Source organism: Pedobacter sp. BS3 (genome assembly GCF_008274585.1).
In the GTDB taxonomy this organism is placed as follows: Bacteria; Bacteroidota; Bacteroidia; order Sphingobacteriales; family Sphingobacteriaceae; genus Hufsiella_A.
Window position 1 is genome coordinate 84,856 of sequence record NZ_VTRT01000004.1, and the last position, 23,138, is coordinate 107,993.

Consider the following 23,138-nt stretch of genomic DNA (forward strand, 5'->3'; position numbering starts at 1 on the left):
AAATCTTCTTCCTAAGCGCTTCTGGCAGAGATCCCTCTCCCCGATCCCGTATGTACGGGAGGGGTCGGGATGACGAGAGCTCTTGGTCAGCCCCGCCTTGAATACTTACTTCTTAGCTGCAGCCTTATTGGCTTTATAGCGCATATCTGGTGTTCCGTCTTTTTTAGCCGGGCCGGTTGTCGCAGCCTGTTTGTTTGCTTTGTAGCGTTTGTCTGGCGTGCCATCTTTTTTTAGCGGGCCTGCTGCGGTTGTTTTGGTTGTAGTGGTAGTTGTTGTTTTAACCGCGGTAGCAGGGGCCTTTTTGCTGGCAGTTGTTGTTGATTTTTTAGTAGTTGTTACCTTTTTTACTTCCTTTTTGGCAGTTGGTGCTGTTTGTGCAAATGTTGTAGAAAATGCAATAGCCGTAACAGCAATTAAGCTTAATAACTTTTTCATATTGATTTTATTTAAATAGTTGATCCAATTTAAGCTGCTTATATGAAGAATGTATGAATTTTATAAACCGCTCCCTGACTTTGAGTTAAATGGTAAATCCGTTGGGAATGACCGCCATTTTTTTAACAACCACAATTCCGTCCTGGACTACGTATTTTTCGTAGTCGCCGTTTGCTAAATGAGGGCCTCCTTTAATGGTTACATCGTTGCCGATAGCGCAATTTTTATCCAGGAGGGCATTTTCAATATAACACCGTTCTCCCACACCAATAATGGGCACATTATCGTGCTGCGCTTGTTGTAGCTGCTCTAAAGTTTGATAATAATCGCTTCCCATAACATAGCTGGCAATAATAGTGCTTTCTTTACCAATGCGTGTGCGAATACCGATCACGCTGCGTTCTACCCGGCTGGCATTGATAATACAACCATCGGCTATTAAGGCCTTATCTACAATAGTGCCCGATATTTTAGAGGGCGGAAGCATGCGTGCCCTTGAAAATATGGTATGTTTATCAAACAGGTTAAAGCTGGGGATATCATCGGTTAAACCGATATTGGCCTCGTAAAACGATGGGATCGTTCCAATATCCGTCCAGTAACCATCGTACTGGTAGCTGATTACCTTATGGGTATTAATGGCCGATGGGATGATCTCCTTGCCAAAATCGGTATGCGGATCGTTAGTGAGCATATCATACAATACATCGCGGTTAAAGATGTATATTCCCATTGAAGCCTGGTAAATGCGTCCCTGTGCCTGAAGCTCTTCATTTACTTCCGAAGCCAGGTATTCGAATCCGGATTTTGGCTTCTCTACAAAAGCGGTAATAATATGGTTCTCATCACTTTTCATGATGCCGAATCCCGGAACGTCGCGTGCTGTAACAGGAATGGTGGCTACCGAAACATCGGCTTTATTCTGCTCGTGGAAATTCATCATATCGGTAAAATCCATCTGGTACAGCTGGTCTCCCGAAAGGATAAGCACATATTCAAAATCAAAGGGCGCCAGGTGATGCAGCGATCGTCGCACGGCATCGGCTGTTCCCTGGAACCAGTTGGTGCTTTGCGGTGTTTGCTCGGCGGCAAGGATATCTACAAAGGCGCTGCCAAAAATGCTGAAATGATAGGTGTTTTTTATGTGCTTGTTTAATGATGCCGAATTGAACTGTGTAAGCACAAATATGCGGTCTATGCCCGAATTTAAGCAGTTGGATATCGGTATATCTACCAGGCGGTATTTTCCCGCTATAGATACGGCTGGTTTTGAACGGGTAGCGGTTAGCGGATAAAGGCGGGTTCCCTGGCCTCCGCCCAGGATTACTGAAATTACCTTTGACGTCATACTATTTAGATTTAAAAGATTGATATAATTGGATATATTGGTTTGCAGAGCGTTTCCACGAATAATCTAAGCCCATCATTTTACGACGAAGCAATTGCATTTTAGGATGGTCGGCATGCACTACAACCGCACGGTCTATGGCATAGCATACGCTTTGTACCGAAGCATCGTCAAAACAAATTCCGTAGCCATCATCCAGCTGCATATCAATAACGGTATCTTTCAGGCCGCCGGTGCTCCGTACTACCGGCACGGTTCCGTACCGGAGGGCATATAACTGGTTTAGTCCGCAGGGCTCAACCCGCGAGGGCATCAGTAAAAAATCGGCGCCGGCATATATCTGATGCGAAAGCGCTTCGTTATAACCAATGTAGACGTTATAATGTTTGGTGAACTTTTGGGCCAGCTGCAGCAGGTTGTGCTCAATGTGTTGCTCGCCGGAACCCAATACCAAGAAATTAACTTCGCCGGGGTATTTTGTCAGGCTGCTGAAGATGATCTCGGGCAGCAGATCGGCGCCTTTTTCACCAACCAGCCGGCCTATAAAGGTTATTAACGGTTTATCGGCATCCAGGTTAAACTGGCTGCATAAAGCTTGCTTGTTTGCCGTTTTGCCGCTTAAAACGGTTCGCTGATTATATTTTTTTACAATCATGGTATCCGTTTGCGGATTCCATACATCGGTATCAATACCATTAAGGATACCGTAGCCCTTCTGACCTTCGAGCTCGAATAAAAATTCCAGGCCGTTAGAATGATGATGAAGCTCCTGCAAATAACTTTCGGATACTGTTGTATATGCCCAGCAGCATTTTATAGATGCCGCAAGCGGATTGATGCAGCCGCCCCAATCTAATAAGCCGGTTTTGCTCAGATCGATATCGGGCAGGTAATGTAATTTATCCCAACCCATCCAGCCCTGGTATTGTCCGTTGTGGATGGTGCAAATGGTGGGAATGGTTTTTAGGCGTTCGTATGGCTTCGAGTAGCTTGCCAGAAAGGGAATAAGTCCGCTATGATGGTCGTGGCAGTGGAGTATGTCCGGCAGTTCCTGGCGCTTGCTAAGCCATTGAAGCGCTGCCAACTGGAAGGCGACAAATTGCTCCGTTTCATCGGGATAACCATATACTTCGGTACGGTCTAATAAGCCTGGAATATGTACCACGTATAATTCAAAGCCCAATTTGTTTTCGCGTTCTTTTAGAATGTGAAAAGTGTAAGGCGTATTACCGAGGGATATCTGATCTTCATAAGCAACATCAAATGTTCCGGATTGCACAAAGCTGCGTTCGTAATAGGGCATTACCACGCGGGCATCAATGCCGAGTAAACATTGGTATTTGGGCAGTGCGCCTACCACATCACCTAATCCGCCTACTTTTGCCACCGGGTAGCACTCTGCGCTAAAATGAATAACCTCCATAATTATTGGAACATGCTTATTGGCGTATAAGTTAGTAACAATTAAAACTAAATGGCAAATTATTCGGTGGTTTTTTTAACTATAGAGCTTTTACATCAACCGCTTTATAATGTAGCCGTTATCAATTTTTTGAAATCCAACTTTTGGATAATAATCTATAGCTGATGGTGCGGCAAGCAAAATAAGCGTAGTTTGATCGCCGATTTTTTTTCTTGTTATAGCGATCAATTGTTTACCGATACCTTCTTTCTGGTATTCTTTTCTCACTGCAAGATCAGAGAGATAGCAGCAATAACAATAATCGGTTAATGAGCGTGATATGCCCACAAGCATATTATTATGCCAGGCTGTTACAACCAGGTTTGAGTTTTCATACATGCGGGCTATCCGTTTTTTGTCATCGGTAGGCCGGTTAATACCTGAGCTGTTGTACACGTCAATGATTTCGTTGATATCGGGTGTTATATCGGTTTTATAAGTTATCTCCATGTTATTTTTCTATCAGTTTTTTAACAGATAGCGTATGCTTATCGGTCAGATCCCATCGCTGGATTTCCTGGTTTACCAGTGCGGGATATTTTTTGCGGATATCACGCAATGCATTTCCAACCGTCTTACGCAGATATTCACTATTGCTGGTTTTATGCGGACTGATCAGCGCAATAGCTACTTGGGGATTATCTTTAAAATACGGGCGATTGGTCCAGATACGCAAGCCTTCAATTACAGCCCGGTTCGTGTTTGGATTTGGGGGAGCAAGCCAGTGCTTGATTACCGGCAGGGATTTTTCATAACCTGTAACACGGCAATAATGGTCGATAGCTTTGGCCAGCATTTCCTGTACCCGCCAGTTTTCGTCTTTGCTTACCGTATGGTACAATATATCTAAAGCTTTTGTATGCTGTACAGAAAGTTGTCCCAGGAGATAAGTGCCCAGCATACGGGTTTGATAACTTTCATCCTGTAAGAAGGTTTTGGCCAGGTCAAAGTGACTGAGGCTCTGATCTGCCAATAACTGGTTGCCGGCCTCAACAATGTGTTTAAAGCCATGCTCAGTTTGTTTTAACCGGTCAAGAAGCTGCTTCATTTACGGCAGGGTAAGATCGTCAATAAGAATTTTCGAATGAGGATATTGCTGTAATAAACTTTCCTTTCCGGCCAGTTCAAAATCTGCAAAGTCAAATCCCGGCGCTACGGTACAGCTTACCAACGCATAACCGTTGGCGTGTTTTAACCGTGCGGCAAACCAGGTATTGGCAGGTATTATGACTTGTGGAACCTCGCCTTGTTCCAGGTTGTTGCCTAATAATATGCTTGTTGACTGACCATCCGTCAACATGATAATTTCCACTGTTGCACCCTGGTGGAAAAACCATAATTCATCGGATTGAATGCGATGAAAGTGTGATCTGTCAGCATTCTCAAGCAAGTAGTAAATGGCGGTACTTACGTTCCGTGTTTTGTTACTACTGGTCAATGTATCGCTACATCGATAAGTTTCCCGGTAGAAACCACCCTCGGGATGTTTTTGAAGCTGTAACTGTTGGATTAGGGTTTGGGCGCTCATTGGTTGAGTTTTATTGATTTAATGCGCTTCCAGCCAGTTGTTTCCCTGGCCAATTTCAACCAGTATGGGTACTGTAGTTTCAATGGCCGTTTTCATACGGTATTCAATAATTACCTTCATGATCTCAATTTCACTTTCAGGAACATCGAAAACCAACTCGTCATGCACCTGCATGGTCATACGCGAATCGAGCTTTTTATCGGCAATGTCCTGGTGAATTTTAATCATGGCAATTTTAATCATATCAGCAGCCGAACCCTGTATCGGTGCATTAATGGCATTTCGTTCCGCAAACCCACGGACTGTTGCATTGGCCGAATTGATATCCCGCACATAGCGGCGACGTCCACGAATGGTTTCTACATAGCCGTTCTCCCGGGCAAAGTTCATCGTATCAGACATATATTGCTTAATGCCGGCGTACTGGGCAAAATAGCTTTCTATGATCTCGGCGGCTTCCTTGCGGGGTATGCCCAGGTTTTGCGAAAGTCCGAACGCCGATTGTCCGTAAATGATACCGAAGTTCACTGCTTTGGCGTTACGGCGCATTTCAGGAGTCACCTCCTCTAAAGGGATATTGTAAACCCGTGCGGCGGTGGCTGTATGGATATCCAGGTTTTTCATGAAGGCATCCATCATGTTCTCATCGCGGCTTATTTCGGCGATCAGGCGAAGCTCAATCTGCGAATAATCTGCCGAAAGAATAACATGCCTTTCATCGCGGGGAATAAAGGCTTTGCGCACTTCGCGTCCGCGGGCTGTACGTATCGGGATATTTTGCAGGTTGGGATTATTGGAGCTTAACCGCCCGGTTGAGGCTACCGCCTGGTTGTACGAGGTATGTACCCGCCCGGTTTTCCGGTTGATCATCGCCGGAAGGGCATCTACATACGTGGATTTTAATTTTTGCAGCTGCCTGAATTCAAGAATATCCTGAACAATATCGCTTTTATGAGCCAGCGCCAGCAATACATCTTCGCCGGTTTGGTACTGGCCAGTCTTGGTCTTGCGGGCGTTCGGGTTTAGCTTTAGTTTATCGAATAGCACTTCGCCCAATTGTCGTGGCGATGCAATGTTGAACCGGACGCCGGCCTTTTCGTAAATGGTTTGTTCCAGCTGGGCGCTGTCGCGTTCCAGCTCTTTGGATAGATCCCGTAAGGTTGGCTCATCTATTTTTACACCTTCGTATTCCATATCGGCCAGCACATAGATCAGCGGATTTTCTATTTCTTCAGCCAGCTTATCGGCTTTTGCAGCTTGCAGCATAGGGACGAATACCTGGTGCAATTGTAGGGTGATATCTGCATCTTCGGCGGCGTACTCCTTTATTTTTTCCAGCTCCACATCACGCATGTTGCCCTGGTTCTTGCCTTTGGCTCCAATCAATTCAGTGATAGAAACCGGCGTATAGCCCAGGTAGTTTTCAGACAGGATATCCATGTTATGCCGGGTATCGGGGTCGATGAGATAATGTGCCAGCATGGTATCAAACAGCTGGCCCTGAACTTCAATACCGTACCATTTCAGCGCCAAAATATCAAACTTGAGATTTTGCCCTATTTTTTTGATAGCCGGATTTTCGAACAAGGCTTTAAATTCTTTCACGATGTCGCTGCATTGCTGCTGGTCGGCCGGAGTGGGCACGTACCATCCTTCACCCGGACGGATGGAAAAGGATAAGCCCACCAATTCGCAGTCGTTGACATCGGTTCCTGTAGTTTCGGTGTCAAAACAGAAGGATGGTTGTGCGCTCAGTAGATCTATCAGCACCTTACGTTTTTCAGCAGTATCAACCAGCGAATAATTATGCGGTGTGTTGTTTATGTTTTTGCCGGCAACGGGCTCGGCAACAATGGTTTCTGTTTGTATGGTAACTTCGGCCGGACTGCCAAACAAATCCATCTGGCCGGTAACCTGGTTTACCCTGACCTCGGTAACGTTAAATTCTTCGCCAAATACCCTGCGGCCAATAGTTCTGAATTCCAGCTCGGCAAATAAGGGTTCCAGCAGTTCACGGCTGGGCTCTTTCAGACTTAGCAGGTCTTCATCGAACATTACTGGTACATCCAGTAAAATGGTGGCCAGCTTTTTTGAAACTAATCCCTGTTCGGCGTACGTTTCTACGTTTTCACGCATTTTACCTTTCAGTTCATGGCTGTTGGCTATTACATTCTCTACCGAGCCATAGGTTTTTATGAGTTGCTTAGCGGTTTTTTCGCCAATGCCGGGTATTCCGGGAATGTTGTCTACCGCATCGCCCCAAAGGCCGAGGATGTCAATAACCTGGTCTACGCGTTCAATCTCCCATTTGGTCAGCACTTCGGGTACGCCGAGAATTTCAACGCCGTTGCCCATACGTGCGGGTTTATAGATAAAGATATTGTCTGAAACCAGTTGTGCAAAATCCTTATCGGGAGTCATGCAATAAACGGTATAACCGGCTTGTTCCGCTTTCTTTGCCAATGTACCGATGATATCGTCGGCCTCGTAACCATCAGAAACGATAACCGGTATCTGGAAGCCTTCAATAAGTCGCACCACGTAAGGTAAGGCTTTGGAGAGGTCTTCGGGCATGGCCTCGCGGTGGGCTTTATAACCGGTAAAATCAGTATGGCGTTCGGTAGGCGCTTCGGTGTCAAACACTACCGCCATGTGGGTTGGTTTTTCTTTGCGGATGACTTCAAGCAGGGTATTGGTAAAGCCCATCACGGCAGAAGTATTTAATCCGCCTGATGTAAAGCGTGGATTTTTACTTAATGCAAAATGCGCCCGGTAAATCAGCGCCATTCCATCTAACAAAAAAAGTTTCTTCATGTGTTTTCGTTGCTTGCAGCAGAATGGATAGGGGATAAGCCCTTATATTCCCTGCTTACTGTATTTTCAAAGGTAATTAAATCAGTTTACCGGGAAAATCTTCTTTTGAAGATTTTAGCTGTGAGGTATGAGATACGAAGCCGGAGCTTAGCTCAATTAGGTCTAAAAAGCCAGGAAACATTGTCAGGGGCTGACTAAAGTCTTTTTAAACAGCCCGTTGATTGTTCTTAATGGAACCTTCCTGTAATCTGGTATCTCCCTTCGCCAATCACCCTCACATCCTGTTCTTTTTGTATGCTATACAACGAATCAGGGTAATAATCCAATGTTTCGTTTGAGGAATACAACAGGTTTTTTACTACATTCCGGATGGATATGTGTGTGATTTTGCCGCTGTTTCTGGAAATAATAACTTTCCGGGTACTGAGATCATCATTTAAGGCAGTGTATGTAACCTGGTGGTCGGCTGAATCAACACGGTACTCACCCCGCCAGGCCGGTTTGTTAATGTCAGACTGGCTGAATAATTCCAGCTCTGTTGCCCAGTTGCGAATATGCAGTTCCTTTTGTTCCGCTTCTTCGTTACGTAAAACGCTTTTGGTTACTAACGGATTGGCCGCGTTTAGTCGTGTTACTTCCTTATCGAAATAATCTTTCAGGCTGAAATATAGATCAGGCATCGTGCCGGCCTGCTTTTCTTCAGGCTGGCACGATGCAGCTATAAAAATCAGTATACTGGTTATAAACTGCGGAACGTATTTCATTAAACTAAGACATTACCCGACATTTTTTCGGGTACAGGTACATGAAGCAACTTTAGAACGGTTGGTGCAATATCACCTAATTTCCCGTCTTTTATAGCGTGGTATTCGCTGTCAATCAAAATACAGGGAACCAGGTTGGTAGTGTGCGCCGTGTTTGGCGAACCGTCGTCATTAATCATATAATCAGCGTTGCCGTGGTCGGCCAGGATTATAAATGAATATCCCTGCTCTATACCGCATTCTACCACCTGTTGTGCGCAACGGTCAACTTTTTCTACCGCTTTAACCACAGCGTCGAACACGCCGGTGTGCCCTACCATATCCGGGTTGGCAAAGTTCAGGCAGACAAAATCCGGTTTCCCTGTTTTAAGCTCTTCACAAATCGCATCAGCAATTCCCTGGGCGCTCATTTCCGGCTGTAAATCGTAGGTAGCTACTTTAGGAGACGGTATCAGGATGCGTTTTTCGCCGTTAAACTCTTTTTCGCGGCCACCCGAAAAGAAGAAAGTAACATGCGGATATTTTTCAGTCTCGGCAATACGAACCTGAGTTTTGTTGTTTTTCTCTAATACTTCTCCTAAAGTTTCGGTAAGGTCGTCCTTGGTAAATACTACCTGCACGTTTTTGAAGGTTTCATCGTAGGTAGTCATGGTAATATAGTGCAGATCCAGCGGCTCCATCTGGTATTCGGGAAATGCCTTTTGGGTAAGCGCTATGGTGATTTCCCGGCCACGGTCTGTACGGAAGTTGAAGCAGATCACTACATCGCCCGGCTGTATCACGGCTACTGGTTTACCATCGGTACCGGTTTTTACAATAGGTTTCACAAACTCGTCTGTAACGCCTTCCTCGTAAGATTGCTGAATAGCTAACGCGATATTTTGGGTGGGCTTTCCTGTGCCGTGAACCAATAGATCATAAGCCTGCTTAACGCGTTCCCAGCGGTTATCGCGATCCATGGCATAATAACGGCCAATGGCCGATGCCAGTGTGCCGGTAGCATGTTGCAGATGTTCTTCCAGCGAATTGATATAACCTAAACCAGAGTTGGGATCCGTGTCACGACCATCTAAAAAGGCATGGATAAAAAGCTTATCAACGCCTTTTGCTTTAGCGGCATCGCATAAGCCGAATATGTGTTTAATGTGCGAGTGTACACCCCCATCAGACACGAGGCCGATCAGGTGCACCTGCTTATTATTCGCTTTAGCGTAATCAAAGGCATCATTCAATGTTTTGTTGGCAACCAGCTCGCCGTCGTCTACGGCTTTATGTATACGGCCCAATTCCTGGTAAACCACCCTGCCGGCGCCCAGGTTCATGTGGCCGACCTCAGAATTGCCCATTTGTCCGGCCGGAAGCCCCACGGCTTCGCCCGATGCTTCGAGTTTTGAGTTGGGATATGTTTTTAGTAAATGTTCAAAAAAAGGAGTATTTGCTTTTTGTATAGCGTTTGAGTTATCGTTTTTGCCATATCCCCAGCCATCGAGGATCATGAGCATGACTTTCTTATTTTCCACAGCGCAAATATAACATCTATTTGGCAGATGCTGATAGCCGGGCCAGGTTATGGTGCCGATGCGAAACGGATCACAACCGAATTTTACTTATTCGGTACAATAAGCACTGGGCATTTGGCATGGCGTGAAACGCTTTCGGATACGCTGCCGGTAATAAAATGATCGAACCCGGTACGCCCGTGAGTGCCTAAGATGATCAGGTCGGCGTTACACTCATCGGCCATATTCAGTATCTCATCCCTGGTATTACCCAGCTTTCGGAACGTTGATATCTGCAAATTTTCATCCCTGTATTTTTCGGCCATTCTATCCAGCAGTTTCTGACTGCTTTCTTCCTGTGCAGTGATCAGCTCAGGCATGATCATGCCTGGCTCATTCAGAAGCGGATCGCCTACATTCATCACCGGTGTCTGCACCTCGTTTACGTGTAATAAAACCACATCGGCATGTACCATTGTGGCCAGTGCAAAGCCATACGCGGCTGCTTTTTCTGAATAGGGGCTGTCTTCAACCGCTATCAGAATTTTTTTGATATGCAATCTATTATCCATGATCAGGAAACAATTAATCAGATAATTAAGTTTTTAAAGAACGCGTAAACTGCGTTTTTTTCTGTTTTTTTGTAATTCAGGCTTATTCAATGGAAACAGTATATGGTGTATGCAACCTGGCCGTAGTTCCGGTGCGGGCACAACCTTCTGACCGCAGTGAAATGACTACTCAATTACTTTTTGGCGATTGCTTCCAGGTTATTGAACAAACGGATAAATGGGCATATATTCAGCATGCGTATGACGATTATACCGGCTGGATAGACCGGAAACAGTTTGTTACCGTTAATTTACATGAATATATGCAATGGAAAACCTGTGAATCTGTTACCGGCCTGTTCCGGGAACAACATCTTCAAACGGTAAAAGGCCGGTTACAACTTGTGCCCGGATGTACGTTGCCGTATGATGATTTTAAACTGGGTGAGCAATCTTACAGCTACAGCCGGGAACTGGTTTTGCCATCAACGGAATTATTTGCTGAAAAGATAGAAGAATATTCTGCCTTTTACCTGAACTCGCCTTATTTGTGGGGTGGTCGCTCGCCTTTTGGTATTGATTGTTCCGGGTTTACGCAGGTAATATTTAAGCTGTTAGGTATCAGGGTAAAACGTGATGCAAGCCAACAAGCGGAGCAAGGTGAAACAGTAGATTTTCTTTCGGCTGCCCGAACCGGAGACCTCGCCTTTTTTGATAACGATGAAGGCCGCATTGTTCATGTAGGCATCATGTTAGGTAATTCAGCCATCATACATGCGTCGGGCAGGGTGAGAATAGACGCCATTGATAACCAGGGAATCTATAACGATGAGTTAAACCGGCATACGCATAAATTACGGATTATTAAACGGTTTTGCTAACAGATAATTGACAATTGACAATTGATAATTGACAGTTGATAGTGGAGAGTTGACAATGGACAATGGATAATGCTTGGATGGTTATAGCTTATAGCAACTCCGGGGCAGTTTAACAATATAACAATTTTAGCCATTTAACAATCTTACATCTAAAATCTCATGTCTCACATCTCAATGTCAATTAAACGTTTTTTCCCGCAGGACGTCTTATGTAAAAATGCAATTGATTATGAATTTGAAAGGCTTACTTATCGTTCTGTTTACTTTTGGGGGATTACTTGCTGAAGCACAGCAAACCATATCGCCGGTAAAAATGCAGTGGAAAGTGGGAGATACTACCCGCGAAGCGCTGGTCTATCTTCCTCCTGATGCTAAAACAAAGCCTTCCGCGTTAATTTTTGATTTTCATGGTCATGGCGGGACAATGGCGTTCGCCTACAGGAAATTTAGCATACAAAAAGTGTGGCCTGAAGCTATTCTGGTTTGTCCGCAGGGGTTAAATACACCGGGACAGTTAACCGATAAAGAAGGGGAAAAGCCAGGCTGGCAGAAAGGGAAAGGCGACATGGGCGATCGTGACCTGAAATTTTTTGATGTAATGCTGGCTTCGCTTAAAAAGGATTATAAGGTTGATGATAAACGTATTTATGTAACCGGACACTCGAACGGCGGTCACTTTACATATTTGCTCTGGGCCGAACGTGGCGATGTATTCGCTGCTGTAGCTCCCTGTGCTGCCGCCGCTATGGGGTTGGTTCGTAGCCTGAAACCTAAACCCTGTTTTCATCTGATGGGTGAAAAAGATCCTCTGGTAAAACCGGAGTGGCAAAAAATTACCATTAACGCCGTTTTGAGGCTAAATAGTTGTGCCGATAAAGGTGTACCGACCGGAAAATATACTACCTGGTATAAGTCGGCTACGGGTAATCCCGTGGTTTTATATGTTCATCCCGGTGGCCATGAATACCCGGTTGGCGCCAGCCAGGCCATTACTGATTTCTTTAAACAGTGCAGTAAATAGAAAATAAAAGAACACAGGATATCAAAGCCATCGATTCATAGTCACGCTGACCCTTGAGGTTAGCGCTGTAGCCACAAAGAGCCAATTCTTCGACAAGCTACCATTGACGCTTTTTGTAACATTCTGATTATAAGATTTCTGCACTCGTTCCGAGAGCTCGAGAACGAAAAACAGAAGCGTCATTGCGAGGAGGTACGACGAAGCAATCTTTTCTGTAATGTCATTTCATAGTGATTTATATGAAATATATTACTCTTAAGAATGGCTATAGCAGACTTTTCAGATACCCTGCTTGCTGTTTAATTACTGCTACCGCTATTATGGATATTTATAATCTGTGCGGCTTTAGCATTCTGGCAGGCAGTTACAAAATCATTCCGTTCTTTATAATCAACCACCACCCGGTTATTGTTTGTCAGGTAAGTAGCAAAATTACTTTCGGTACGGTTAATGGGTTCGATAGAAGTGCCGTCGTCAAATTTGATGATTGTGCCGCAGCCGGCTGAGTTATTGATGACCATAACGGTTCCCTGCTTACCCGTAAAGGTTTCGCCGGTTTTCTTACAGGTAGAAAATGCCAGGAGGACGGCTGCGCCCAAAAAATAAACTGATGTTTTCATAATAGTGCATGTTAAAAATTAAAAAGTTAAAATTCAAAATTCAAAAATCCCAAAAAGGACTTATGAAATTTCAAACCGGGAAATTGCCAGTTTGTGTTATGTCAACAAATGAAGGTGTCAATAACCTCTTGTAGTTTTTTAATTTTAACCTAACACTGCCTGGACTTCCCAGATGATTACTTTTTTATCATCACTAACGGAAACAAGCTGGGTTTTATTGGATGTCCACAGCAATTTATTTACAGAGTGGGTATGCGAAGGGTATCCTTTTTCTATGCTGATCACTTTTTTCAGCCTTAATTCGGTATCCCATATTTTGATGGATTTATCGCGGCTGGCTGTGGCAAACAGGGGCAGGGCGGGGTGAAATTTAATATCGTAAATGGCAAACAGGTGTGCCGGTATGTCTTGTAAAAGCGAAAAGCTGGCTGTATCCCACAGCTTGAGGTGCGCATCGCGGCTGCCTGAGATCAGGGTTGTACCGTCGGGAGAAAATGCAAGTGACGTTACTGGTAAGGTATGTTCTTTCAGCTCGCAAACCAGGCTGTAATCTTCGGTCTGGTAAATGCGGATATAATTATCCTTACAGCCTAAGGCAATCCACTTTTCATCAGAACTTATGGCGATGGTGCGGATAGTATCGGAGCTTGCAGCAAACTGATACAGCAATTGGTAGTTTTCCAGGCTCCATACAGTTACTGTTCCGTCCTCAGAAGCTGCCAGAAATTCGTTTTTGTAATTGATAGACCGGATATCGAATACCGGGAGAGCATGCCGTTTTAAGGTCATGCCGGGTTTGCTATCTTCAAAATTATAAATCTGTATGCTTCCGCTGCGTTCTCCTACCAGAAGAACAGGTTTATTTGCCGGTGCATGGAGCGCATATACTGAACTTTGAACGGGCATCAGTACCCTGGAGAAACCCGGTGTGTCCAGGTTCCACTCTACAATACCTTTATCGTTGCCCGCGGTATAAAAAACATGCTGATTGTGTGCCTGTTCCACAGTATAAACCGGGTTCTGATGTCCCGGCAACGTAGCGATACAGTTTACATCAACAATCATTTAACGGTGACGTTTTTCGAGATTTTCGGCAATGGTTCTCAGGCTGATATTTTTTTCGCGGAGCAAAACAATCAGGTGAAAAACCAGGTCTGAGGCTTCATTGATAAAATCGGTCTCGGTTTCGTTAAGCGCTGCAATAACCGTTTCAACACCTTCTTCGCCAACTTTCTGGGCTATTTTATTGAGGCCTTTTGTGCGAAGCTTATTGACATACGAGCCTTCCTGCGGATGCTCATATCGACTGTTGACAATCTGCTCAAGCTCGAAAATAAAGTTCTGGTTATACTCTGTTTTGAAACAGCTGCGTGAGCCCGTGTGGCAAGTCGGCCCGATTGGGTCAACTTTAATGAGCAGCGTATCGTTGTCGCAATCAATGCTGATACTTTTTACGTAAAGAAAATTGCCGCTTTCTTCGCCCTTTGTCCACAAACGGTTTTTAGTACGTGAAAAGAACGTTACCTTGCTTTCTGCCCTGGTTTTTTCGTAAGCCTCGCTGTTCATATAACCCAGCATCAGCACTTCAAGGGTTTGCTCGTTTTGTATGATTACCGGAACAAGTCCGTCGTTATTTTTGTTGAAATCAATTTTCATGAATGGTAAATTCAAAAGTAAAAATTAAAAATTCAAAAGTCGGGCAAAGCGGAATTTCGGCTACTTAAAGTTCAAAAGTTAAAAACCTAAATCCGCACCTGTATGCCATTCGCTTTTAATTCTGCTTTCAGGTCGGGAATTAATATTTCGCCATAGTGAAACACAGAAGCTGCCAGTGCCGCATCTACATTTGTTTCGCGGAACACGTCTGTAAAATGCTGGCTATTACCGGCTCCGCCGGATGCAATAAGCGGAATGGATATTGCATCATTTATTTTTTTTAATAGTGGATTGTCAAACCCCGCTTTTGTGCCATCATGGTCCATCGAAGTGAGCAAGATTTCCCCGGCTCCGCGTTCTTCGGCTTCTTTTATCCAATGCTCTGTTTCAAGTTCGGTGGCAATTCGTCCGCCGTTAAGGTGAACAAGATTTTTTCCATCCACGTGTTTCGTATCCACCGCAACTACAACAAATTGCTTACCGAATGCCGCAGCCAGTTCGTTAATCAGGTTGGGATTACGTACCGCTGCGGAATTGATGGAAATTTTATCAGCACCTGAATTAAGCAGGACATCGGCATCACTTATTTCGTTAATGCCGCCTCCAATAGTAAACGGGATATTAACATTGCGGGCTACTGCCTTTACCAGCTCCACCATCGTCTTGCGGCGTTCGTGGGTGGCGGTGATGTCCAGAAAAACCAGCTCGTCGGCGCCTTGCTGCGAATACTGCCAGGCCAGTTCAACCGGGTCGCCGGCATCACGCAACTCCACAAAGTTCACTCCTTTAACAGTACGGCCTTCTTTAACATCCAGGCAGGGGATGATACGTTTTGCGAGCATCTTTTTATAGCTTGTGATTAGACCAGCTTCCGACACGCTCAGCCATCGGCCCAAAATCACAAATTTATGTTAGAAACTGATCAATGATTTCAGGTTCCAGTCTTTAATTTCCTCAATGGTTATGCGGTTCTCGTAAATGGCTTTGCCAACCACACAGGCTTCTACTTTTATTTTTTGCAGGGCCTTAATATCTTTCATGGAGCTGATACCACCAGACGCAATCAGCTTGATAAACGGAGAATGGTCTAACAGCTTCTGGTACAGCTCAACGCCTGCACCGCCCAGCTTTCCATCTTTATTGATGTCGGTGCACAGGAACCTGAAAAAGCCCAGGTTCAGGCAGCGGTCAACATAATCCATCAACTTAATAGGCGAGCTTTCCATCCATCCGGAATATTTGATGACTTCGTCGAGCACATCGATAGCAATAACCACACGGTCAGAGCATTTGTATTCATCGCAAACCGCGTCGCTCAGCTCATCCAGGAAAGCAGGATTGGTAATGGCCTGTGTGCCTACAATTACGCGGTGTATGCCCGAATCAATCAGCTCTTTTACCTTGTCAATACTTCTCACGCCACCGCCATATTGTACCTTCATTTCGGTTTTATGGATGATATCAAACAGGTAATCCTGGTTGCTGAAATCGCCTTTGGCGCCGTTCAGGTCAATGATGTGTACAAATTCAGTCCCGTTAGACTGGTACTTTTCAATCATTTCTTCCAGGGTTACATCGTAAAATGTAACCTGGTCATAATCTCCTTCACGAAGCCGTACGACTTTTTTGTCAAGGATGTCAATTGCTGGAATGATATACATAATTGCCTTTATATGTTTTCAAAATTTTTAAGCAGCGTTTCTCCGGCCTCGCCCGATTTCTCCGGGTGAAACTGAACGCCGTAAAAGTTATCTTTTTGTATTGCTGCAGAAAATGGTATCCCATAATCTGCATCTGCAATAGTAAAATTAGGATTAAATTCTATAAAATAGGAATGCACGAAATAAAAGTACGTTCCGGGTGCAATATTACTAAATAAAGCGCTTGCTTTTGGATAATGCACCTTATTCCAACCCATGTGTGGCACTTTTAGTTTTATTTTTTCGCTGAAATGCAGTGTGTTAAGCGGTATAATTCCGGTGAGCCTGGAGTTACCTTCTTCCGAAAAATCGGTAAGTAACTGCATACCCACGCAAATACCAAGTACCGGCTTATCAAGCTGTTTGATATATGGAATAATGCCGGTTGTTTCCAGCTTGTGCATCGCGGCTCCGGCATGACCTACTCCGGGAATAATGTAACGATCATATCCCTGTAATTCTTCGGGACGGTTAATCATGCCATACGCAATGCCCAACCGTTGCAATGCCGCGGTTAATGAGAAAATATTCCCGGCTCCGTAATTGATAATGCCTGTCATTTCTTTTTAAGTATTGCGTATTGAGATGTGAGACATGAGATTTTAGATGTGAGATTGTTGAATTAATTCAGGTTGCTATTAGCTATCAGCCATTAACCATTAACCATTAACCATTAACCATTAACCTTTAGCCATAAACTATAACCATCCAAAGATTGTCCATTATCCATTTTCAACTATCCATTGTCCACTGTCAATTATCAAAGCTTCCACCTTTTACAAAACTCCCTTCGTACTGGGTAACTGCATGTTATTTACATCACGCTTTACCGACATTTTTATTGCTTTGGCGAAGGCTTTAAATATGGCTTCAATTTTATGATGCTCATTCTGTCCTTCGGCCTTGATGTTCAGGTTTGAACGCGATGCGTCTGAAAATGATTTAAAAAAGTGAAAAAACATTTCAGTGGGCATTTCGCCGATTTTTTCGCGTTTAAATTCGGCATCCCACACTATCCAGTTGCGCCCGCCGAAGTCGATAGCTACCTGCGCCAGGCAATCGTCCATGGGCAGGCAGAAGCCGTAACGCTCTATGCCACGTTTATCGCCCAATGCCAGAGAGAACGCTTCGCCTAAAGCAATGCCGGTATCTTCAATGGTGTGGTGCTCATCGATGTGTAAATCACCGTTTACACGGATATCTAAATCAATACTACCGTGACGGGCAATCTGGTCGAGCATGTGGTCAAAGAAATGAATACCGGTAGAAATATTGGCTTTCCCTGAACCGTCCAGGTTGAGCTTAATGGCAATCTGGGTTTCTTTGGTGTTCCGCTGGTGCTCAACAGAGCGGTTGCCGCCCTTTAAAAACTCGTAAATCTTTTTCCAGTCGGTGGTTTCTAACGCGATAATATCTTCGGTAATGTCCTGACCTGTAAACTCATAGGCGCCCAAATCGCTTTGTTTGAGCCAGATAGCTTTTGCACCTAAATTTTTAGCCAGTATCACATCATTCATGCGGTCGCCAAGCACAAATGAGTTGGCGAGGTCGTAAGCCTCGTTGTCCAAATAGTTGGTCAGAAGCGCTGTGCCCGGTTTGCGGGTAGGCGCTTGTTCGTGCGCAAACGTCCGGTCGATAATGATATCCGAGAATATTGCACCTTCGTTCTCAAACGTTTTTACGATGAAGTTGTGCACCGGCCAGAAATTCTCTTCGGGATGCGAGTCGGTGCCCAGGCCATCCTGGTTGGTAACCATCACCAGCGTAAAATCAAGCTCGTGTGCAATTTTTGGCAAATACTGTAAGGCGCCGGGATAAAATTCCAGCTTGGCGAACGAGTCGACCTGCTCGTCTTCCGGTTCTTTTACCAGCGTGCCGTCGCGGTCTATGAATAGTACTTTTTGCATTGCTTTTCTTTTAAAGCGACAGGTTTTTTAGTGTATTAATGAGCGTGTCGTTTTCTGCCGGAGTGCCCACGGTAATCCGCAGACTTCCTTCGCATAGCGTTACTTTAGACCTGTCGCGTACAATAATGCCGTTACTCACCAGGTAATCATAAATTGCCTTTGCATCGGTGGTTTTTACAAGTATAAAGTTAGCATCCGATGGGTAAATATGCTGCACTATATTCAATTTTGACAATTCTAAAGCTAATCGCTCACGCTCGCTCACCGTTGTTTTTATCCATTGGTTCACCTGCTCAATATTGTCTAAGGCTTCGAGTGCGAGTTTTTGCGATGCCAGGTTAATGTTATACGGTGGTTTTACCTTATTGAAAACTTCAATGATTTCTTCGCTGGCGAAGGCCATTCCCAGGCGCAATCCAGCCAGTCCCCATGCTTTGGATAAGGTTTGTAATACCACCAGATTGGCATATTCGGTGAGTTCCTGGATGAAGGTTTTTTGCCGGGAATAATTGATGTATGCTTCATCAATTACTACGATACCATTGAAGTTGGCCAGTATGGTTTCAATATCTTCACGGTCTATTGAATTTCCGGTGGGATTATTGGGCGAGCAAATAAATATCAGTTTAGTATTAGCATCGATAGTCTCCGCAATGGCTTCTAAGTTGAGCTGGTAATCGGCCGTAAGGCTTACTTTCCTAACCTCAACATCGTTAATGTTGGCCGAAACTTCGTACATACCGTAAGTGGGTGGTACGGTTATCACATTGTCAATTCCCGGACGGCAAAAGGCTCTGAACAGGATGTCGATGGCTTCATCGCTGCCGTTGCCCAGGAAAATATTACGGGGCGGAACACCTTTTATCTTGCTGATTTTTTGCTTTACTTCCAGTTGCAATGGATCGGGATAACGGTTATAGGCATCCGGCAGGGGAGAGCCAAAGCTGTTTTCGTTGGCATCGAGATAAACGGATGCCTCGCCCTGGAACTCGTCGCGGGCGGATGAATACGGGACAAGCTTTTTGATGTTGTCTCGTAAAATGTTATTTATATCGAATGACATTTTTTCTTTTTTAATGGGTTCTTATGATTCCGGCGTGGACAGACGGATGCTTACCGCGTTTTTATGCGCCTGCAAGCCTTCCAGCCCGGCCAGGATTTCTACGGTTGGCCCGATGTTCTTAATGCCATCGGCGGTAATGTGCTGAAACGTAATCTTTTTCAGGAATGAATCAACCGAAACGCCTGAATAGGAGCGGGCATAAGCGCTTGTGGGCAAGGTATGGTTTGTGCCCGAGGCGTAATCACCGGCGCTTTCCGGCGTAAGATGTCCTAAAAATACAGAGCCGGCATTGGTGATTTTTCCGGTAAGCTGCTGCCACTTGTCGGTTGCCAGAATGAGGTGTTCGGGAGCATAGGCATTACTGAAATCCATTGCTTCATCCAACGTAGCGGTAATTACAGCATACGAATTTTGAATTGCTTTAGCGGCCACATCCCGGCGGGGAAGCGTTTGCAATTGCTTCTCCAATTCCGGTTGTACCCGGTCTAAAAGCTGTTGCGATGTAGTGACCAGCACAGCCTGGCTATCGACACCGTGTTCGGCTTGTGCCAGCAAGTCGGCAGCTACGTAAGCCGGATTGGCCTGTTCATCGGCTAAAACCAATACTTCTGACGGGCCGGCTGGCATATCAATAGCGGTATGCGTTTGAATAATGGTTTTGGCCATGGTAACGTACTGGTTTCCGGGGCCGAAAACCTTATCCACTTTGGGAATGCTTTGCGTTCCGTAAGCCATCGCGGCCACGGCTTGCGCTCCGCCAGCCAGGTAAATGCGTTCAATGTCAAGCAACTGTGCGCAGTAGGCGATAAATCCGTTTACCAAACCATCTTTTTGCGGCGGCGAGCACACGATGATTTCCCTGCATCCTGCAATGCGTGCCGGAATGCCGAGCATTAAGAAGGTGCTGGGCAGTACGGCGCTACCGCCGGGAATGTATAAACCTACCCGCTCTATGGCCCGGGTTTCACGCCAGCAGGTTACACCGGGCATTGTTTCTACCGGATTTTCCCTAAGCAACTGGCTTTGGTGAAATTTCAGGATATTCGAATAAGCGATTTTCAGCGCTTGTTTCTGCTGTTCTGAAACCGTGGCGGCCAAACGGTCAAGCGTATCCCGGTCAAGGTATAATTGCTGTAATTCGATGCCGTCAAACTGCCGGGCGAAGTCTTTTAGCGCATTATCGCCCTGTTGTTTTACAGTAGCAATAATCTGTTCTACGCGGCTGCGGATATCATTATTTTCGTCCGTATTGCGTGCGGTAAGCTGTTGTATATCCTGCGCAGACAGGTTGTTATATAAATAGCTTGTCAGCATGGCTTTACAGGATTATTTTTTCGATGGGCATTACCACGATGCCTTGTGCCCCGGCATTTTTCAGGCTGCTGATGCGCTCCCAGAAATCCTTTTCGGGAATAACGGTGTGCACGGCGCTCCAGCCTTCTTCGGCCAGTGGGACAACTGTTGGACTTTTAATGCCGGGCAACAGCGTTTTAATGGTATCCAGGTTTTTATTTTCGGCATTGAGTACCACGTACTTGGTTTCTTTGGCCCGTAATACCGATTGTACACGCTGGATAAGCTCCTGCGTAAGCGGATTATTTTCTTCGCCTTTACGGCCAATCAGTATGGCTTCTGATTTCAGTACATCCGCAAAGGCTTGTAATCCGTTGCTTTTTAACGTGCCGCCAGTTGATACCAAATCGCAAATGGCGTTGCTCATGCCTAATCCGGGAGCAATTTCTACCGAGCCGGAAATGGTACGGATATCGGCTGTTATGTTATTCTTCGCCAGGAATCTTTTAAGTATCGATGGGTACGAGGTGGCAATGGCCTTACCGTTCAGGTCGGCTATGGTTTTGATATCGCTGTTAACCGGTATCGCCAGCTTTAATGAGCATTTGCCGTAGCCCAGCCGTTGCAGGTAGGCTACATCCACTTCGGTTTCTTCAATAACGTTTTCGCCTACGATTCCCAAATCGGCAATGCCATCCTGAACGTATTCCGGGATATCGTCATCGCGAAGAAAAAGAATTTCTAACGGGAAATTAGATACAGGAGATATCAGCGAGCTTTTATAGTTTTCAAAGCTAAGACCGCAGTTTTTTAGAAGTTCCACCGATTTTTCATTTAATCTGCCGGACTTCTGAATAGCTATTTTTAATGTTTTCAATGTGTTTTATTTAATCAGACCAATAATTTATTACATACTCTTGCTTCACGTAGAAACATACAATTTTACCTATCGCCCACCGGGCGATGATGAAAATGTACGTGATGTGTGAACAGTACTGGCATGTTATTTGGTTCCTGATTCAATGTCGGGAGCGCAAATATACGCCCACGCCATCCAAAAACAAAATTAATTTTAGAATAACCCTGTACAAAACACAAAAAGTGTCCATGAAAAAGAACATCCTGATTTTATTTGCCGCCTTTGCCTTGCTGGCAATAGTAGCTTCCTGTAAAAAGCCCAAATCTGATATTGGCGGTATTTTGTTCAAAGAAAGCCGAAATAAGATTTTTAAACGTGTTGATTTGGATGATTATGCTGCTGTGTTCGACAGCGTGTTAAAAGCGGAGAAAAAAAATCTTACCAATCCAGTTACTATCCGTAAGTTCTACCAGGATAATGAGAACGATGCGTATTTTATTGCGCATTTTGCTCCGAAAGAGCATTTAAAAACTTTGCTGGATTATTATGCGAAGGCTCCCGAACATGGTTTGAGCCCGGATTATTTCAATTACACTGAATTGAAACCCCTGATAGACAAATTGTATGATAAGCATGCTATTAAAACCGTGAATGAAGCTTACCGGGTTATTGCCCACACGGAATTATTGGTAGCTAACTCGCTGCTCAATTACTCATCGGCAATACAATTTGGTGTGGTAAACCCGCGAAAAACGTTTTCACGATATTATATGAAGACCGCCCGTCCCGACAGTGCGTTTTATCAGCAGGTATTTACCGTTCAGGATGTAAAATCATACCTGGATAGTATTCAGCCGAAAAGCTCAGCGTATATAAAAATACAGGACGCGTTGAAGAATAATACCGTTTATCAGGGGCTTACTGCTGAAGAAACACGTAAAACGTTCGAATTGGCGCTTGAGCGGTTGCGTTGGCGTAATAAACCTTCGGCCAAACGTTATGTGTGGGTAAATATTGCCGATTTTACCCTGCACTATTTTGAAAACGGTGCGGAGAAATTATCGATGAAAGTATGCGCAGGCAAAGGGCCTGACCAGGAAGACGGTCCGCATAATCACCAAACCCCGCAACTAAGCAGCGAAATTTATAATGCGCAGGTAAACCCGGTATGGAATATTCCGCAAAGTATTGCCAAGAATGAAATCCTGGAGCATGTGAAGGCCGACCCGTATTACCTGGTAAACAACGGCATTAATGTGTATGCTAAAAGCGGCGAAAAACTGGATGCGGAATCGATAGACTGGTCGTCGGTCTCAGCTTCGGATATGCCATACAAGTTTAAGCAGGCGCCGGGCAATGAAAATTCGCTGGGACGAATTAAGTTTCAGTTTCCTAACGGAAGCAGCGTTTACCTGCACGATACTCCGGCGCAGGAACCGTTTAAAATGCAGGTACGGGCGGTAAGTCATGGGTGTGTGCGGGTTGAAAAACCGCTGGAGCTGGCACGGGCATTATACGGTGATGGTAAGAAATTTCAACTTATTGAGAAGGAAATGAACGAAGATATTCCTACCGTTAACGATATCGCTTTAACGCCCAAAGTCCCGGTTTACCTGGATTATATGCCGTGTTTTGTGGATAGCCGGGGAAATATCAGGATTGTGCCTGATGTGTACAAGCTGGATGCCATTTTATATAACCGAATGAAGCAAGTGCTTTATTAGTCAGTATTAAATA

Annotated in this window: 23 protein-coding genes; 3 read left to right on the plus strand and 20 right to left on the minus strand. The window is 44.8% G+C overall.

Annotated elements, in window-relative coordinates:
- Window positions 1–105 precede the first annotated feature (105 nt).
- The 10 genes from FW774_RS12195 to FW774_RS12240 all read right to left on the minus strand — a co-directional run bounded on the left by FW774_RS12195 (window position 106) and on the right by FW774_RS12240 (window position 10,422).
- Window positions 106–435, minus strand: coding sequence for a hypothetical protein (locus FW774_RS12195; RefSeq protein ID WP_149348483.1), 330 nt, complete (start codon window positions 433–435; stop codon window positions 106–108).
- An 85-nt stretch (window positions 436–520) separates the two neighbouring features.
- Window positions 521–1,783: a glucose-1-phosphate adenylyltransferase gene (locus FW774_RS12200; protein WP_149348484.1), complete on the minus strand. Its 1,263-nt coding sequence runs from the start codon at window positions 1,781–1,783 to the stop codon at window positions 521–523.
- 1 nt (window position 1,784) lies between these two features.
- Window positions 1,785–3,206: a glycogen synthase gene (locus FW774_RS12205; protein WP_149348485.1), complete on the minus strand. Its 1,422-nt coding sequence runs from the start codon at window positions 3,204–3,206 to the stop codon at window positions 1,785–1,787.
- 90 nt (window positions 3,207–3,296) lie between these two features.
- On the minus strand, window positions 3,297–3,695 hold the full coding sequence (locus FW774_RS12210; RefSeq protein WP_149348486.1) for a GNAT family N-acetyltransferase: 399 nt from the start codon (window positions 3,693–3,695) through the stop codon (window positions 3,297–3,299).
- A gap of 1 nt (window position 3,696) precedes the next feature.
- Complete coding sequence (locus tag FW774_RS12215; protein WP_149348487.1) at window positions 3,697–4,293, minus strand: DNA alkylation repair protein; 597 nt, start codon at window positions 4,291–4,293, stop codon at window positions 3,697–3,699.
- Window positions 4,294–4,773, minus strand: a complete 480-nt coding sequence (locus FW774_RS12220) for a cupin domain-containing protein (protein ID WP_149348488.1) — start codon at window positions 4,771–4,773, stop codon at window positions 4,294–4,296.
- Window positions 4,774–4,791: 18 nt separating this feature from the next.
- Complete coding sequence (gene polA / locus FW774_RS12225) at window positions 4,792–7,587, minus strand: DNA polymerase I (RefSeq protein WP_149348489.1); 2,796 nt, start codon at window positions 7,585–7,587, stop codon at window positions 4,792–4,794.
- 227 nt (window positions 7,588–7,814) lie between these two features.
- Window positions 7,815–8,351 (minus strand): hypothetical protein, encoded by a 537-nt coding sequence (locus FW774_RS12230; protein WP_149348490.1) that lies wholly within the window; start codon window positions 8,349–8,351, stop codon window positions 7,815–7,817.
- The gene (gene gpmI / locus FW774_RS12235; RefSeq protein WP_242457810.1) at window positions 8,351–9,871 is read right to left on the minus strand and encodes a 2,3-bisphosphoglycerate-independent phosphoglycerate mutase; all 1,521 of its coding nucleotides are present in this window, start codon (window positions 9,869–9,871) and stop codon (window positions 8,351–8,353) included. Before gpmI ends, FW774_RS12230 begins: the two co-directional genes overlap by 1 nt.
- A gap of 83 nt (window positions 9,872–9,954) precedes the next feature.
- Entirely contained in the window at window positions 9,955–10,422 is a 468-nt protein-coding gene (locus FW774_RS12240; RefSeq protein ID WP_149348491.1) for a universal stress protein, read from the minus strand.
- Window positions 10,423–10,511: 89 nt separating this feature from the next.
- On the opposite strand from FW774_RS12240, the gene FW774_RS12245 reads away from it, so the two are divergent.
- Entirely contained in the window at window positions 10,512–11,282 is a 771-nt protein-coding gene (locus FW774_RS12245; protein WP_149348492.1) for a C40 family peptidase, read from the plus strand.
- A gap of 229 nt (window positions 11,283–11,511) precedes the next feature.
- The gene (locus FW774_RS12250; RefSeq protein ID WP_197739856.1) at window positions 11,512–12,303 is read left to right on the plus strand and encodes an alpha/beta hydrolase family esterase; all 792 of its coding nucleotides are present in this window, start codon (window positions 11,512–11,514) and stop codon (window positions 12,301–12,303) included.
- Window positions 12,304–12,602: 299 nt separating this feature from the next.
- Here FW774_RS12250 and FW774_RS12255 read toward each other — a convergent pair whose 3' ends face one another.
- From FW774_RS12255 to hisG, 10 genes are all read right to left on the minus strand, one after another.
- Window positions 12,603–12,923, minus strand: a complete 321-nt coding sequence (locus FW774_RS12255; protein WP_149348494.1) for a hypothetical protein — start codon at window positions 12,921–12,923, stop codon at window positions 12,603–12,605.
- A 144-nt stretch (window positions 12,924–13,067) separates the two neighbouring features.
- Window positions 13,068–13,988, minus strand: coding sequence for a WD40 repeat domain-containing protein (locus tag FW774_RS12260; RefSeq protein ID WP_149348495.1), 921 nt, complete (start codon window positions 13,986–13,988; stop codon window positions 13,068–13,070).
- Entirely contained in the window at window positions 13,989–14,579 is a 591-nt protein-coding gene (gene hisIE / locus FW774_RS12265; RefSeq protein ID WP_149348496.1) for a bifunctional phosphoribosyl-AMP cyclohydrolase/phosphoribosyl-ATP diphosphatase HisIE, read from the minus strand.
- Between the two features lie 86 nt (window positions 14,580–14,665).
- Window positions 14,666–15,421: an imidazole glycerol phosphate synthase subunit HisF gene (gene hisF, locus FW774_RS12270; protein ID WP_149348497.1), complete on the minus strand. Its 756-nt coding sequence runs from the start codon at window positions 15,419–15,421 to the stop codon at window positions 14,666–14,668.
- 69 nt (window positions 15,422–15,490) lie between these two features.
- On the minus strand, window positions 15,491–16,240 hold the full coding sequence (locus FW774_RS12275; RefSeq protein ID WP_149348498.1) for a HisA/HisF-related TIM barrel protein: 750 nt from the start codon (window positions 16,238–16,240) through the stop codon (window positions 15,491–15,493).
- Window positions 16,241–16,248: 8 nt separating this feature from the next.
- Window positions 16,249–16,839, minus strand: coding sequence for an imidazole glycerol phosphate synthase subunit HisH (gene hisH / locus FW774_RS12280; RefSeq protein WP_149348499.1), 591 nt, complete (start codon window positions 16,837–16,839; stop codon window positions 16,249–16,251).
- A gap of 216 nt (window positions 16,840–17,055) precedes the next feature.
- On the minus strand, window positions 17,056–18,186 hold the full coding sequence (hisB, locus tag FW774_RS12285; RefSeq protein ID WP_149348500.1) for a bifunctional histidinol-phosphatase/imidazoleglycerol-phosphate dehydratase HisB: 1,131 nt from the start codon (window positions 18,184–18,186) through the stop codon (window positions 17,056–17,058).
- Between the two features lie 10 nt (window positions 18,187–18,196).
- Window positions 18,197–19,249 carry a histidinol-phosphate transaminase gene (gene hisC / locus FW774_RS12290; RefSeq protein ID WP_149348501.1) on the minus strand — a complete coding sequence of 351 codons (1,053 nt, stop codon included), beginning with the start codon at window positions 19,247–19,249 and terminating at the stop codon, window positions 18,197–18,199.
- A 21-nt stretch (window positions 19,250–19,270) separates the two neighbouring features.
- Window positions 19,271–20,563 (minus strand): histidinol dehydrogenase, encoded by a 1,293-nt coding sequence (gene hisD, locus FW774_RS12295; RefSeq protein WP_149348502.1) that lies wholly within the window; start codon window positions 20,561–20,563, stop codon window positions 19,271–19,273.
- Between the two features lie 4 nt (window positions 20,564–20,567).
- A complete protein-coding gene (gene hisG / locus FW774_RS12300) occupies window positions 20,568–21,419 on the minus strand; it encodes an ATP phosphoribosyltransferase (RefSeq protein ID WP_149348503.1) in 852 nt (283 codons plus the stop codon).
- Window positions 21,420–21,649: 230 nt separating this feature from the next.
- Here hisG and FW774_RS12305 point away from each other — a divergent pair, with 230 nt between their 5' ends.
- A complete protein-coding gene (locus FW774_RS12305) occupies window positions 21,650–23,125 on the plus strand; it encodes a L,D-transpeptidase family protein (protein WP_187774887.1) in 1,476 nt (491 codons plus the stop codon).
- Window positions 23,126–23,138: the final 13 nt, after the last annotated feature.

What these genes read in the sequence shown, in the direction of transcription:
- FW774_RS12195 (WP_149348483.1), bottom strand. Translation starts at nt 435, where the DNA reads ATGAAAAAGTTATTAAGCTTAATTGCTGTTACGGCTATTGCATTTTCT.
- FW774_RS12200 (WP_149348484.1), bottom strand. Translation starts at nt 1,783, where the DNA reads ATGACGTCAAAGGTAATTTCAGTAATCCTGGGCGGAGGCCAGGGAACC.
- FW774_RS12205 (WP_149348485.1), bottom strand. Translation starts at nt 3,206, where the DNA reads ATGGAGGTTATTCATTTTAGCGCAGAGTGCTACCCGGTGGCAAAAGTA.
- FW774_RS12210 (WP_149348486.1), bottom strand. Translation starts at nt 3,695, where the DNA reads ATGGAGATAACTTATAAAACCGATATAACACCCGATATCAACGAAATC.
- FW774_RS12215 (WP_149348487.1), bottom strand. Translation starts at nt 4,293, where the DNA reads ATGAAGCAGCTTCTTGACCGGTTAAAACAAACTGAGCATGGCTTTAAA.
- FW774_RS12220 (WP_149348488.1), bottom strand. Translation starts at nt 4,773, where the DNA reads ATGAGCGCCCAAACCCTAATCCAACAGTTACAGCTTCAAAAACATCCC.
- polA (WP_149348489.1), bottom strand. Translation starts at nt 7,587, where the DNA reads ATGAAGAAACTTTTTTTGTTAGATGGAATGGCGCTGATTTACCGGGCG.
- FW774_RS12230 (WP_149348490.1), bottom strand. Translation starts at nt 8,351, where the DNA reads ATGAAATACGTTCCGCAGTTTATAACCAGTATACTGATTTTTATAGCT.
- FW774_RS12240 (WP_149348491.1), bottom strand. Translation starts at nt 10,422, where the DNA reads ATGGATAATAGATTGCATATCAAAAAAATTCTGATAGCGGTTGAAGAC.
- FW774_RS12245 (WP_149348492.1), top strand. Translation starts at nt 10,512, where the DNA reads ATGGAAACAGTATATGGTGTATGCAACCTGGCCGTAGTTCCGGTGCGG.
- FW774_RS12250 (WP_197739856.1), top strand. Translation starts at nt 11,512, where the DNA reads ATGAATTTGAAAGGCTTACTTATCGTTCTGTTTACTTTTGGGGGATTA.
- FW774_RS12255 (WP_149348494.1), bottom strand. Translation starts at nt 12,923, where the DNA reads ATGAAAACATCAGTTTATTTTTTGGGCGCAGCCGTCCTCCTGGCATTT.
- FW774_RS12260 (WP_149348495.1), bottom strand. Translation starts at nt 13,988, where the DNA reads ATGATTGTTGATGTAAACTGTATCGCTACGTTGCCGGGACATCAGAAC.
- hisIE (WP_149348496.1), bottom strand. Translation starts at nt 14,579, where the DNA reads ATGAAAATTGATTTCAACAAAAATAACGACGGACTTGTTCCGGTAATC.
- hisF (WP_149348497.1), bottom strand. Translation starts at nt 15,421, where the DNA reads ATGCTCGCAAAACGTATCATCCCCTGCCTGGATGTTAAAGAAGGCCGT.
- FW774_RS12275 (WP_149348498.1), bottom strand. Translation starts at nt 16,240, where the DNA reads ATGTATATCATTCCAGCAATTGACATCCTTGACAAAAAAGTCGTACGG.
- hisH (WP_149348499.1), bottom strand. Translation starts at nt 16,839, where the DNA reads ATGACAGGCATTATCAATTACGGAGCCGGGAATATTTTCTCATTAACC.
- hisB (WP_149348500.1), bottom strand. Translation starts at nt 18,186, where the DNA reads ATGCAAAAAGTACTATTCATAGACCGCGACGGCACGCTGGTAAAAGAA.
- hisC (WP_149348501.1), bottom strand. Translation starts at nt 19,249, where the DNA reads ATGTCATTCGATATAAATAACATTTTACGAGACAACATCAAAAAGCTT.
- hisD (WP_149348502.1), bottom strand. Translation starts at nt 20,563, where the DNA reads ATGCTGACAAGCTATTTATATAACAACCTGTCTGCGCAGGATATACAA.
- FW774_RS12305 (WP_187774887.1), top strand. Translation starts at nt 21,650, where the DNA reads ATGAAAAAGAACATCCTGATTTTATTTGCCGCCTTTGCCTTGCTGGCA.